This window comes from Aestuariibaculum sp. M13, from assembly GCF_024723255.1.
Classification (GTDB): domain Bacteria; phylum Bacteroidota; class Bacteroidia; order Flavobacteriales; family Flavobacteriaceae; genus Aestuariibaculum; species Aestuariibaculum lutulentum.
Genome location: NZ_JANIAC010000001.1, coordinates 896,229 through 911,264 on the forward strand (window position 1 = coordinate 896,229; position 15,036 = coordinate 911,264).

8 protein-coding genes are annotated in these 15,036 nt (G+C 36.4%); 2 read left to right on the forward strand and 6 right to left on the reverse strand.

The annotated features are described in order from the left end of the window. Positions 1-131 precede the first annotated feature (131 nt). Both NO995_RS03845 and NO995_RS03850 read left to right on the forward strand, forming a co-directional pair. On the forward strand, positions 132-1,178 hold the full coding sequence (locus NO995_RS03845; RefSeq protein ID WP_258226344.1) for a GntR family transcriptional regulator: 1,047 nt from the start codon (positions 132-134) through the stop codon (positions 1,176-1,178). A 74-nt stretch (positions 1,179-1,252) separates the two neighbouring features. Continuing rightward, positions 1,253-2,023, forward strand: coding sequence for a GDSL-type esterase/lipase family protein (locus NO995_RS03850; protein ID WP_258226345.1), 771 nt, complete (start codon positions 1,253-1,255; stop codon positions 2,021-2,023). 72 nt (positions 2,024-2,095) lie between these two features. Here NO995_RS03850 and NO995_RS03855 read toward each other — a convergent pair whose 3' ends face one another. The 6 genes from NO995_RS03855 to NO995_RS03880 are packed head-to-tail and all read right to left on the reverse strand — an operon-like array spanning position 2,096 to position 15,036. Continuing rightward, a complete protein-coding gene (locus tag NO995_RS03855) occupies positions 2,096-3,847 on the reverse strand; it encodes a RagB/SusD family nutrient uptake outer membrane protein (RefSeq protein ID WP_258226346.1) in 1,752 nt (583 codons plus the stop codon). Between the two features lie 32 nt (positions 3,848-3,879). Beyond that, on the reverse strand, positions 3,880-7,038 hold the full coding sequence (locus tag NO995_RS03860; protein ID WP_258226347.1) for a SusC/RagA family TonB-linked outer membrane protein: 3,159 nt from the start codon (positions 7,036-7,038) through the stop codon (positions 3,880-3,882). Positions 7,039-7,058: 20 nt separating this feature from the next. Continuing rightward, a complete protein-coding gene (locus NO995_RS03865) occupies positions 7,059-8,531 on the reverse strand; it encodes a fasciclin domain-containing protein (RefSeq protein ID WP_258226348.1) in 1,473 nt (490 codons plus the stop codon). Between the two features lie 34 nt (positions 8,532-8,565). Further along, positions 8,566-10,245 (reverse strand): fasciclin domain-containing protein, encoded by a 1,680-nt coding sequence (locus NO995_RS03870; protein ID WP_258226349.1) that lies wholly within the window; start codon positions 10,243-10,245, stop codon positions 8,566-8,568. A gap of 11 nt (positions 10,246-10,256) precedes the next feature. Further along, positions 10,257-11,747, reverse strand: coding sequence for a RagB/SusD family nutrient uptake outer membrane protein (locus NO995_RS03875; RefSeq protein WP_258226350.1), 1,491 nt, complete (start codon positions 11,745-11,747; stop codon positions 10,257-10,259). A gap of 13 nt (positions 11,748-11,760) precedes the next feature. Continuing rightward, complete coding sequence (locus tag NO995_RS03880) at positions 11,761-15,036, reverse strand: SusC/RagA family TonB-linked outer membrane protein (RefSeq protein WP_258226351.1); 3,276 nt, start codon at positions 15,034-15,036, stop codon at positions 11,761-11,763.

Consider the following 15,036-nt stretch of genomic DNA (forward strand, 5'->3'; position numbering starts at 1 on the left):
TTCATAATATATAAACACAAAACCTTGTAAATCCTTAAAAAACCCGGCAGAACACTACTTCAATTATATTTTTATGCTAATTTTGCTATCAACCCTTTCAAACAGAGTTTTAATTTATAGCAATTCATTTTATGTCTCAACAAATTGAAATAAAAATTAATGAATCGTCTCGTGTACCAAAGTACAAGCAAATTGTCGATTCCATTATTAATGATATTTCAAAGGGTAAATTAAAAGTTGGAGAAAAAATCCCTTCTATCAATGAACTTAGTGAATCCTGCTATCTATCTCGCGACACCGTCGAGAAAGCCTATAAACAACTAAAAGAACAAAAGGTTATTATCTCAGTAAAGGGAAAAGGCTATTACACCGCAAAAACAGATTTGATTTCTAAAAAGCAAATCTTCTTCATGATTAACAAGCTAAGCTCATACAAAATGATGATATACAATTCTTTTGTAAACAGCCTGGGCATGAACAGTATTGTTACCTTGTCGGTCTACCACTGTGAAGAAACCATCTTTGCTAAAACCTTGGAGCGTAACCTTGGTGCTTACGATTATTATGTGATCATGCCTCACTTTAAAACAGATGATTCTAACCATATTAGTGCTACCAATATGGTTCAGGATGTTTTAAACAAAGTGCCAAAAGACAAGCTTATTATTTTAGACAACAACAAACTGGAAATTAAAGGTAATTACGGCGCCGTTTATCAGGATTTTCAGGAGGATATTTATGAAGCCTTAAAAAAAGGAGTCGATAAACTAAAAAAATACGATAAACTTGTATTGGTATACCCTTCAAAATCGGTGTATCCCTATCCACAACGTATTGTTCATGGCTTTAGAAAATTCTGTTCGAAGTTTAATTTTGATTTTGAGATTTTAAATGAAATTTATGATGATATGGATTTGGATAGTCGAGATACCTACATCATTATTGAAGAGCACGACTTAGTAAATTTAGTACGTCAGGTACGAGCCAAAAATCTAACTTTAGGTAAGGATATAGGAATCATTTCTTACAACGATACCCCGCTTAAAGATCTTTTAGGAATTAATGTGGTTAGCACGCATTTTAAAGCTATGGGAGAGACAGCTGCTTATCTTGTTTTGAATGATAAAAAGGAAAAAGTAAAAAACGTTTTTGAATATATTGAACGAAATTCTGTATAAAAAGATTCGTTTTCAGAATAGTACATGATGGATCTTTACGATAGGACTAATATTTTAGTCAAAAAATATTTTTAATGATTCACCACAAAACCAACTTACTAAACCTTCTGTTTTTAGTAACAACACTTTATGTTACTGCACAATCTAATCTCAATAAGTCTTTTAATTATATAAATAAGCTATATCCGAATAGAGAAATTACTTCAAAATACCATAATAATTGGACTCAAGAACACTATAAACAACGCATAAAGCATTTTAAAAGCAATCCTCTGAAATTTGGCAACATTGTTTTTTTAGGAAATAGCATTACTGAACAAGGTAGAGATTGGAATGAGAAATTTAATAGCGTTGGTATCAATAATCGTGGTATCGCCGGCGATGTTACCGATGGCGTTTTAAAGCGTTTAGATGAAATCACTTACTATAAACCTAAAACTGTTTTTATTCTTATTGGCATAAACGATTTATTCAGTCTTCATTATGAAGATACCGATAAAAGATTCAAATACATAAAAATGGTACCCTCAACCAAATACATAGCAAAAAATATTCTAAAAATTTCTAAAGAAATCCGTAGAAAATCATCCGAAACAATTATTTATGTTCGAACCATTTTACCTACACGACGCTCATTTTTAAAAGATGATATTATCACGACTAACAACTTTATAAAGGCTTTTGAAAGTAAAGGCGTTTACAAGGTTATCGATTTATATTCTGAATTTGTTGATAGCAATGGTGATTTAATTAAAGAATTGACTACTGACGGGGTACACCTAAACGAAGATGGGTATGAGAAATGGTCTGCTTTTGAAAAAACTTTAATTAATACGTTTAAATAATATTTATAAAAAAACTCTAAGACTAAAAAGCCTTAGAGTTTAAACTCAAATATTAATAAAACAATTAAAATTCTATTCGTCTTCCTTCCAAACAAATGGTAAATACCAATTATCGGTACTCATAAGTTTACTTCTAACTTCGGCAGCTTTTGGGTTACCATCTTTATATAACTTATCGTAAACTTTGTCTGCTAAAAACGCAGGATCGTTACGACGTAAAGCTACACGTACTAAATCCCCCCAACGGTTTCCTTCGTAAGCCAGTTCTAAAGCACTTTCTTTTATTAAATTATTTTCAATTGATGTTAAACTATCTCCCATAACTTGGGCACGTTCAACATAGGCTCTTCCACGTAATCCTGTATTACGATACCAGTTTCCTCTGAAAAATGGAAAATCTCCTTGTCTAGCATCAAAATCGTAAGGAAATGGCTGATGCGTTTGTTCAATATCTGTAACATCGGTCACCCCTGCAACGGTATAAGCATTTTGTATACCAAAATTAAGAAGTGCATCGGCTATTTTGTGTTGGTTATCACGGTTAGCTGCTTCGGCATATCTTAAATGTAATGTTGCTGCACGGTATAAAAACCAGTCTCCTCCTGTTTGAAACACATCGAATGGTAATTGTGAATCTGTATCAATGTATTTAAATAGATATTTCATAATTACCGGTTGTCCATTAATCATATTGTATGAAAACTTTGGACCACGGGCATCATATGTAAATCCATTTCTTTGAACTTGATCTTCCCATTTTTGCATTGCACTTTGAGAAGGTTTTACAAGATACTCTCCACCTTGATTAGAGAATAAATCTATAAACGGATTTTCTGGCGCAAAATTACTATCAAACGGTAAAGACCAGATCCACTCTGTATTCCACAAAGCATCTTTTTCTCTGGCGAACATAGAGCGCCATCCTAAGCTATTACTATTTACCAATGATCTGGCATCCTGTTCTGAATATCTAATATATCCTACAGCTAAATCTTGGTTACTTGCAATTTCAGCCCATTTAACACGATAAACATCATATCTCTCTGAATCACTTCCGCTAGTGCTAGCTGTTTCCATTACTGTTTTATAATGTGAAGCCGCAGCCGTATAATTATTAGCCCAAAGTTGTAAATCACCTAATAAACATTCTTTATTGATAAAGAATTTAGCAGTGTTATAACCGTCTACATCAATCACTAAAGTACTATTAGCACTGTAAGGGCTGGTGTATGGTAAGCCTTCGGTAAAATCTACTAACTCATTAATAAGTTCTGTAAGCGATAATCTGGGATACAGATTTTCATTCTGAACATCATCTATACTAGATATCGGTTCGGTAATATAAGGCACTTCACCATAATGCAGCCCTAACTGAAGGTATAACCAGCTACGAAGTGTTCCAATATCTGAATAACGTTCGTTAAACTCACCTTGATCCATTTTGTTTTCATCGGCCATGATCTTAAAGTTTTTAAGGGCGTCATTACAGTTATTAATAACTTCATAAAAATCTTTAGGATTTGCATACGGATTATCGGCTGTTACCGCATGCTCACTTATTTGTTGCAGATACATATCGGCATTATCTGTCGGGCTCATTAAATCGGCTCTAAGCTCATTAAGAATAATATGCTTTTTAGCCAGTCCCATAAATTTACCGTAAATCCCAACTACTGCAGCATCGGCATCAAAAACGTCACGATACACTTGATCGCTGTTTAATTTATCTTTAGGTTCTACATCTAGATAATCTTGACAAGAGGTGAAGCTTATAAGCGCCGCTAAAGCTCCTATTGCGACTCTGTTTCTAGTTATATTTATCATTGTCTTCATGTTTTTCTCTAAAATTAATTTCATTACAATCCTAAGCGTAATCCTAGTTGAACAGTCGTAAATTGTGGAATAAGCCCTATATCTGCTCCTTGTCCGAAAATTGAAGACGTAGCACTAAACTCTGGATCGAATCCTAAATAATCGGTAATGGTAAACAAGTTGTTTCCACTGGCATATAATTTTAAATACCTCACAAAGTTTGAGTCTAGCTCTACATCATAAGACACCATTAGGGTTTTTAATCTTAAATAAGAACCATCTTCAATCCATCGGCTTGAGAATGAAGCATTACCCATTGGGTCTCCCCAGGTTGCCTTTGGAATATTAGTAACCTGACCTTCAGCTACCCAACGGTTATTCACCGCAATACTCTGGTTATCGTAACCACTCATAGATTCTAAGCTACGACGAACTCCATTGTATAAATCATTACCTACAGAGAAGTTAAATAAACCAGATATGGTAAATCTTTTAAAAGTTAAATTGGCATTAACACTACCTGTTAAATCCGGGTTTGGATTTCCAATAATCTTACGGTCTTTTTCGTCAATAATTTTATCACCATTTAAATCTTCAAAAATCACATCTCCACCTCCAAAAGGCACTAAAGTTCCGTTGTCTAAACGACGTGATAATCCAGCAGCGTTAGCTTCTGCTGTTGTGCTATAGACTCCGTTAGCCTGATACCCGTAAAATAAATTAGCATCCAATCCTTCATGAGTGATATAAGTTGCACCTCCAAAGTTTGTAATGATACGCTCGTTAGGAATGTTTAAAACTTTGTTTTCATAAGCGCCTACATTCACCCCTAAATCAAACTGTACGTTTGGTGAATTGATTAATCGGCTGTTTAAACCTAAATCAAACCCTTGCGTACGCATGCTTCCACTGTTGCTTACCATATAATCGAAACCAGAAGTGGTGTTTGTGGTTTCATAGGTAATCATATCGGTGGTTTTATTTGAATACACATCGAATGTTGCGTTTAATCGTTCGTTAAATAAAGCCACATCCAATCCTAAATCATACTTGGTTACCGTTTCGTGTTTTAAATCCGGATTACCAATATTGCCTCTTACTAAACCTTGCATCCCTAATAAATTTTGAGATACATACAGTTGTTGAGCGGTATAGTTTCCTATGTCATCATTTCCACTAACACCTGCTGAAGCTCTTAATTTTAAAAGATTGATAAGTTTAGAATCTTTCAAGAAGCCTTCTGAAGAAATTAACCAGGCTGCCGATGCCGATCCCATTGGTGCAAAATGCACGGTTTCCCCAAAACGGCTTGAGCCATCATAAGCTGTGTTTAAGGTGAAAAAGTATTTATTTACGTAGTTATAGTTGAAGCTTAGATAGTTGTTTACCCATTTCCAGTCGCCTAACTGCCCACCAACATAACGTAACAGGTTACTACCTGAACCTACCGTTGTAAAGTCATCGGTTGCCGAGTTATAACCTAACCCTAAGTCGCTTTCAGACTCATTAGACTGGGTACGCGAACCTAAACGCACATCGAAATTATGTTTAAAATCGATGCTTTTGTTGTACGATAAATACGCGTCGGTAAATAATGAATAGTAACGCTGTACCTCACTACCACTGCGGTTTCCTGCGATGGCTGTAGGCAAAGTAATATCGGCCACACCAAAATCTGGAATAAAGAAACGCTCACGCTCTTTGTTGTAATTTAACCCGATAATTAAATTCGCTTTCAGGTTGTTACTTATTACATAATCGAAGTTTAAATTACCGAAGAAACGGTAGTTTTTATTGATACCGATACCATTTTCAATAATCGATAAAGGGTTACCAATATTAAACATATCCACATCTGATAAGTTAGGAGACTCATCTCCCTGAGCATCGAATACATTAGTTGCTGTAAATGGCGACTTGGTAAGCGCTAAGTGTAAAGGACTGGTTTTATAAGCTGGTCCCTGATCGTATTGGTTTTCTTCATTAAAGATGAACGACAGGTTCGCATCTACCGACAATTTATCGGTTAAACGTAAGGCGGCATTTAATCGTGTACTGTAACGTTTTAAATCAGATTCTCCTAAAACACCTTCGTTGTTAAGAAACCCTATCGAGATACCATACTTAGCAATATCATCCCCACCGCGAATCTTTAAAAAGTAGTTCTGGTTAGTACTGCTTTTAAACACCTGATCCTGCCAGTTGGTATTATTATGATAGGCATAATAATTTCCGCTTTGCGGATTATCATTCATCCATGGCATACTGGCTATTTGCCCTTGGCTATCACCACGAGATGCCATAAGTTGTGATAAATACGGTCTGAATTCCCAAGGACGCATTACTGGCATTTGCTTAGGATCTTCGTTCATCCCACTGTACATGGTAAAATCGATTTTTGTGGTTACCTCAGTTGGACGTGTGGTTGTAATGATAATTACCCCATTAGCACCTTTTACCCCATAAATTGATGATCCGTCTTTTAAGACCGTGATATCCTCGATATCCTTAACATCAATCATTGCTAAAGGCGACGAACTGTTATATTGAAGGATTCCTGAACCGTAATCTTCATCGTCGTATACCATGCCATCAACAACAATTAAGGGTTGATTGGTGGCATACAGCGAATTAAAACCTCTAAGGGTTAAATAAGCACCCGCTCCAGGAACACCAGATTTACCTACACTGTTAAGACCTGCTATTCTTCCTTGTAAAAAGTTACCAACAGACTGGTTTACCGGGTTACCCCACTGGTCCTTTTCAAAGTCTAAAACATTTGCAGCCTGAGTATTTTCAAACTGTACGTTTTTACCTTTAGGGATATTTGCTGTTTGATAAAACTGAGAATAATTTTCTTCGAAAAGATTAATTTCCACACCACTTTCTCGGTTGTTTAAAGGCACTACTTTGGTTTGATACCCTTCGCCACTTAACAATAATAAAGCGTTTAAATGCGGTACATTAATAGAGAAGTTCCCTTGATCATCAGAAATAGCCGCTGAAAAATCCTTTACAGCAATATTGATACCTGGAATTCCTTCCCCTGTTTTTGCGTTTTTAATAAGGCCTTTTATTTCGATACCTTTGCTGGTCTGGGCACTGGCCGCATTAGATTCTGCATCCTGCGCATATACATGACCCATAGTCCCACCCAATAGAAGTACACAAAGTAGACCGGTTAGTTTAAATATTTTGAGCATAATAGTTGGTTTAAAAGACATTATTTAATAACTGGTACTAGTTTTATATAATCTAAGGTTAGTGTGTTTACCCCATTAGAAGCCGAGTTGGCAGCAATCAGTGAAATCAATTCATTGTTTATACTGCCTAACTGATCGATATAAAATTCACCTACATAAACTTCATCATAAACATTAGGAGCCACATCGGTATAATTAAGCGTTGCTATTTCGTCTACAAATTCTCCCAATTCATTAAATCCACCTCCAATACGTACACGTTGCTGAAACGTATTAGACTGAATATCGTTTATCGCTCTCCAATACACTTTATAGGTTGTACTGTACAAATCGGGTGCCCTATAATAGATCGTGAATAATGGTACACCGTGATTTTGCACCATAATATCTTCGAAAGCTACTCCATCTAAGTCTTCTTTTTCTCTGTAAAATGTATTACCTCGCTTATCGCCCTGACTAAATCCTACAGGACGTTCGCCTTCAATTTGTGTGGTTAACAATCGCGTTTCAAGAGGTACATCCATCGAACTCATAACGTATAACACACCGTTACTTAAGTTAACCTGTTCAATGATATTGTCTTTATCAATCGGTACTTTTACTCCAAACCGAGAGACCAATGTATCTGGAAGATTTTCCTGTGATACTGATTTATGAAACGCAAAATCTCTAACGTTAAAATAACTTGCATAAGTTGTTGTAGAATCGGCGTTACTTTTGGTTAAATAAGGCTCTAACTTTGTAACTTCAGCATTATAGGCATCATCTTCCAATAAAAAGAAGGTGTATTTATTCTTTTCATTATTCAGATTATAGACATTCCTTAAATAAGAATTTGTTAGTGAATCTGAATATATAATAGCTGGTGATATTGCTTCAGCTGTAGCTTTTGCCGTACTATCTGACGGGTAAATATTAAACTCATTAAGAGAAACCAAATACGTACTCATGGCGTTGCTACCATTCATACTTTTTATGTATTCCCAAATGTTTGATCTTGGCACCAAAGCATCACTTACAATATGGTAAAGTCCGTTAGAGGTATACTGATCAGGCGTAACCACCGGTGCCCCATCCATTACCTCTCCGCCAATAAATTCAAGATATTTATTAGACATCATCTGTACTGTTACCGTGTCCTGAGTAGACACAGAACCTACAGATGTAAGCGCAATGTGATTACTAACAAATAGTTTTTTACTTTCTAAGTTCGCTAATTCACTGGCTGGCACTGCTGCCATAGCAGCGTTGGTTGGTGCCCAGACTGTATAAGTTTTAGTACCTGTTAAAACTCTATCGTAGCCCGTTTCGGTTAACAGCTTACCAAATTCTGAAGTTTCAGAAATACTCGTCAGGCGTTCTCCTAAATTCTGTTTTAAGTTATCGTCTGAACTTTTAGCATGGTCGTCCCATGGATCGGAACATGACACTACGGCTAAAAGCGATAAACTTGCTAATATAGCTTTTGAATATTTATTTATAATGATCTTCATCCTTATTGGATTAGTTTAGTTAATAGTTTTCTTTTTATTCGTAGATTAATCCATCGCCTCCTGCTTCAAACTTTGGATATAACTGATCCATATCTACCGGTCTGAATTCCACAACATCTAGCCAGCTATTCCCTCCAGCGTATGCTAAAGACTGAAACATAATTTTATGTCTACCTGTCGTTTCAACATTTATCACACCTACCAGTCTACAGTTATATCTTGACGTGAATGGTGAAATATGGCGCTTGTACCCTTGCGATTCTAATACACGCTCTGGTGTACCACTATCTCCATATTCCTGCATATTAAAAGTTCTGGCTAACTGTGTATCGTTAAAATAAGTACGAACGGCATTAGGAGCTCTACTATTTTGACGCCAGGATACCCAAACTTTATACTGCCCTTTAATAATGACAGGCGTTGTAAATTCAATGTTATTGATATAACCATCACGTAGACGTAAAATATCAAGAAAATCGCCGTGCCATCCCGGCCTGCTTGAACTTCCTAAACTATTACACACGTATGTAACACTAGGCGATCCTTCCCAGGTTACATCTGCTAATTCGGCATTTGAAAGTGAAGCAGACATACCAGGCACTCTAAACACAGAACTTAATTGTCTGAATTCAGGCTGATCAGCCAAATCAAAGTATACTGGTGCAGGTAAACGTTTCTTTATAAAATAATTTGCTTTTACCTGATGTACAACACCATTTGTTGCAGTTTCATCACTAGGATCTCTATCTATTTGCACACCTTTTTCTAGAATACCATTAAAAGTTTCTTCATTTATCAATAAACTATCTGCAGCCAACTTTATACTTATAACCTCTAAAGGAGCTTTTGTTAATAATGCCGGTGTAACGGCTAAATCGGCCAAATAATTTAAACCTGGAGAGATTCTATAAGCCACAAATAAGTTTAAACTATCCTCAGGATTCATAGGATCATCCAAATGGCTATAACGTGCTTTTAAATCATCTAAATTATTAAAACCAGCCTCTTCGAAAACCGCATTCGTTTGTGCAATAACACTTAAGTAAGAAGGCACACTATCTACATAAGTAATTGGACGATCTAACTCTTCGAACCAACCTGTAGCTTTAAGAGCTTCAGTGAATAGTGATAACGAAGGGTCACTTTCTATGGTTTCTGCAACTGTTTTTGTTGCTACAAGAAGCACCTTATCAATCTCATGGATGATACCATTTCCAACCTCTATATTAGACGTCGATATTTTAGCCGATTTATTAACGGTAATACTTGATCCATCGGCGCTATTTACAGCTCCTGTAATTAAAAACTGCCCCTGCATACTTGGCGTCGCTATCTTACCATCTGTAAAGGTGGTGGTTTCTATTTTTTGTTCCAGAATATGCAATTTGGCTAATTCCTGTAAATCTTTTAAAGGAATACTTGCTAAAGAACTCACACCTAAATCGGCCATGTAAGCCTCTACAGCTTCATTTGTTGGCAGAAATAAAGTATATGTTCCATACGTATTCATAAAAGAAGCATAATCTGTGATATCTAAAATTTCAAGGAATAGTGAATAATCCTCGGTATTGGCTCTTAAAAATTCTGTGATATTCAAGGTCTCATCAGTGGACTCTTTAAACTTTTCTTCCGAGCAGTTAAATAAAACTACCGCCGCAAAAAGGGTCACACACACAAATCTTAACACACTGGGTAATTTGAATATATTTTTCATGACACAATTTTTTATTTGTAAAACGGATTTTGCACTAGGGCTTTATTAGTATACAGCTCATATTGATTAATTGGTAAATAATGGCTGTTCGGATCCTTAAGCTTAGCTACAATACTTTGTTGTTGATTTGCAGGAGCTGTTTCAATAGCAATACCAATAATAATATCGATATTGGCATAGTTATCTTTTCTGGCATTACGAAGTACATCAAACCAACGCTTGCCTTCGAAAGCGAATTCTCTGGCACGTTCAGCTAATATATACATGCGTACACCATTCTTATCATCTCCTGTAACCTGTTCCTTGGTTAAATCGATGGCTAAACGCGATTCGCGAATTTCATTAACAATCTCTAAGGCTTCTTCTCCTCTATCAAGTTCATTAAGGGCTTCTGCTTTCATTAATAAAACATCGGCATAACGATAAACAAACCAGTGTGTGTCGGACTCTTGATTAGATTTACGTTGATCCTGATTTAAACCTGTAAACTTATAAATCTCATTGGTTCCTGGTACTAACGAAGCTCGCTCACCACGAACATCTTTATTTTCTGGATCTTCAAAATCTAAACCAAAAACGTCTTCTAAAACACTAGCTTCAGCTAAATACTCGGGACGGTTTAAAAATATCTCATTGAAAGGCCCTCTGTTTTCAGGCGTGTATTGAAATTCGAAAATACTTTCTGTAGAATTTCCTCTAGCAAACACCGTTGTAAACCACGATGTACTTCCAGGAATTAATTCGTAACCCAAGCCTTCATCTATTACTCGATTTGTAGCTGCTAAAGCGTTTACATAATCTTCCTGCCATAAGTACACATCGGCCAACATCGCATTAATAGCGTCTTTAGTTACACGACCTTTGTTAGAGGCATTATCGCCATAATCTTCTACTGCTGCATTTAAAGCGGTTGTTAAATCGGTAACCACCTGAGCAAAAACAACTTCCTGAGTTGATGTTGGTATCTGAAAATTATCGTCATCTGATAAGGTAGCTTCCAGTTTTAAAGGCACATCTCTAAAGGTTCTTGCCAAAGTAAAATACAAATAGGCTCTGATGGCTAAAGCTTCAGATAGATACTGATTTAATTGTGTTTGTGTAAACGTTGGGTCTAAAGCCAATACATCCGGTGCTAAATCAATAACCGTGTTACAATAGTTAATTACCGTATAAAATGCGGCCCATGAAGATACGCTATTTGATGATAAAATATTAGAAGTTACAATATCACGTTGATCATCACTTGAATAGGCGCCTGGACCTACCATACCTCCTCGAAGCTCACCATACATAAAACTGTATTCTGCAATTGTGGTTCCTGATCCAGGTGTGTTTAATAATCCTGAATAAATACCTATAACGGCGGCCTGAACATCTTCTTTTGTTTGCCAGAATTCTTCACGAGTCGTTCCGTTTTCCGGTCTTAAATCCAGATAACTGTCGCACGACTGAGTCAGTAATGCTACAAGTAATACTAGGTTATATATTATATGTTTTCTCATGTTGAATTAGTTTTTAAAATCTGGTTCTTAGTCCTAAAGTGAAACGTCTTGTTGGTGGAGTACGTGAATTATCGATGGCAATTCCAAAAGGATCGCCGCCTCGCATATTCACTTCTGGATCCTGACCACGGTACGTCGTAAACGTCATGATATTATCTGCTGTGAAATACAGATTCAAGTCATCTAATTTTAAAGCTTTTAAAAAGTTCTTTCCAAAATTATAACTGAATGTAGCCGAACGGAATCTTAAAAATGAGGCATCCTCAACATAACGGCTAGATCCTAACCAGTTATAGCCTCCCCTATAAACTGCACGAGGCATATCGGTAACATCACCAGGATTTCTCCAACGTGACAACACCGCTGTACTTTGGTTATCGAAACCATACATATTCGTGGTTATCATATCGGTACCGTTGATGATATCGTAATCTAAACGGTAAGTAAAGAACAACTGTAATTTAAATTGCTTGTTATATGAGAATGACGGTCCAAAACCTCCTGTGAACTTAGGGTTACTGTTTCCTAAATACACAATATCTCTACTATCAATGTTTCCGTCTTTATTAATATCCTCATAAATGGCATCTCCTGGCTGGAAGGTGTAATCGATATTAGGATAATTAAAGCGCATATAAACCTCCTGACCATTTGGTCCAACAATTACATTACCGTTTGCATCTAAGGCTTTTGTAGATTCTAAATCAGGGTAAACACCTTTAAATCTATATCCATAGAATGAACCAAATGGGTTATCAACCTGTAAGAAACGCTTGTATTCACCATTACGATCTATGTTTCCGCTTTCGTTTGGATAGAATTCTGAAATTTCACGAATAATATTCTGGTTTCTCGATATGTTAAAATTGAAGTCTATCGTCCATTTATCATTTTTAAATGGTGTTGTATATAAACCAATTTCCCATCCCTGATTATCTAAAATCCCTACGTTTTGATCTGATAAACTTGAGTACCCAGAAATAGTTGTGATATCAATGTTTGTAAACAAAAGATCTTTAGTTCTGTTTTTATACAAATCGATATCCATCATGACACGCTTATCGAACAATTGAATATTAAACCCTAAGTTTTTACCTGTAAGTGTTTCCCAACGCAAATTGTTTAACTGAATATTAGATGGGTAAATACCATTTAATCCTAAATATTGTGCATCATAATTGCTATAAATATTGAAGTAACGGTAGTCGTAACGTGGTGCACGACCAGATTGTCCTAAACTGGCACGCACACTAAAATCGTCTACCCAATCCAAACTTTCCATAAACTTCTCGGCAGACACTCTCCAACGTGTAGATACCGATGGAAAAAGAGCATATCGGTTATCCGGACCAAATTTAGAGTTACCATCGGCACGAAGACCAACATTAATTAAATAACGATCGTCGTAACCATATTGTGCATTAATTAAAGCCGCTACGTTTCTCGACTGACTATTATTCGTATATAATTGTAAATCTGAATTTTGCGTTCTTGAAGGCACCGAAGGATCGGTTAATAGCGATGACGCTGTATTAGACGTCAAGGCTTGATGTGACTCATACCGATAGTCGTTAGACTGTAATGACAAAATAGATTGAAAACTATGTTTTTCGCCTAAACTTGGTGTGTAAATAAAATTTGTTTTTGTTGTAATACTAGTGGCATCAACATCAGCATCTGAAGCGCGATTTACGACTGTTTCTGTAAATGGTCTACCTGTTGCATTTTGTGGTAAAAACGATTTCGCTTTGGTACTGTTAAAATCGTACTGAATATCAAAGGTTGATATTAAACGATCTGGAACCAAATCAACTTTTAAATTAAAGTGTGGTACAATACGTTCCCCAATCTGGTTATTAGTAGCAAATTCTGCCATAGCTACCGGGTTATAGGTTCCCGAATATTGCCCTTGAATATTTGATGCTGGAGAAAAATAATTTGGTGTAATATCTCCCAAATCATCATATTCATAAATACTCATATTAGGCATTTTCACATAAGCTACACTTCTTATACGGTCAGCACCGTTACTCGTTCCATTAACATAGTTTCTATCAGTATCGGTATGCGTATAAGAAATATCGGCTTTAAATCGGATACGGTCTGACACAACATAATCTAAATTCAAACGTCCGTTAATACGCTCATAAGCAGTTCCTTTCGTTACACCTTTAGAGTTATAATATCCAACAGAAGAATAATAACGAGCTCTTTCTCCTCCACCTTGAAGTGATATATTATGCTCTCCAGTAAGTCCAGTTTGTGAAATGGCATCTACCCAATCGGTATTGTTTCCGTAATTTTTGTAATAATATACTTCCTGCGGATCATACTGAAACTCTTTTACTGTCAATGTATTAAGTGGTGTTCCTGTGCGATTCATATAAGCTTCAGGAATTAATTGGGAATACTGATCACCATTTAACATTGGAATGGTATTAGGCATTTTTTGAACAGTTCCAGTAAAGGAGTAACCAATTTTTGGAGCTCCAACTGAACCACGTTTGGTATTAATAATTAAAACCCCTGCTGCTGCTCGCGCACCCCACATAGCAGTTGCCGCGGCATCTTTTAAAATGGTAATACTTTCAATATCGGCTGGCGCTACGTTTAAAAGCGCTGCATAGCCCTGCTGATCGGCGGTACCGAAGTTAAAATCTTCAGGAATAGATGTTTCATAAGGCATCCCGTCCACCACAATTAAGGGATCTGAAGATCCTGTAATAGAAGATGTCCCCCTGATTCTAATTTGCATCCCTGCACCAGGATCACCAGAATTTGCGGTAATATCTACACCCGGAACACGCCCTTGAAGCGCTTCATCAATCGATGCTGCCTGCGTGTTTTGTATATCGGTTGCTTTTACCGTTACCACACTGGTGGTTAAATTTCTGTCGGCGATATTTAAAAGTCCGTCATCCGATCCTTTAGAACCCGTGATAACAATTTCATCAAGGCCTTCTACCTTTTCAACTAATTGAACATTAAATTCTCTTATAGCTCCAATTTCAAGTGCTTGTGTAGTATATCCAATAGTTGAAATTACTAATTTGTTGCTCGTGCTTTTTATACGGATAGCGAAGTTCCCATCAAAATCGGTAACAACACCCGTTACGGTTCTATTCTCGACATCCTGTTCAATAACAGTTGCCCCTAAAATTGGTTCTTTTGTTCCGGCATCGATAACCTGACCTCGTACCACCTGTTCCTGAGCAGACAATTGGAATGAAGTAAAGAAAATCAATACCATTGAAAAACTATATAGTAAGTTGGTTATATTATATTTCAT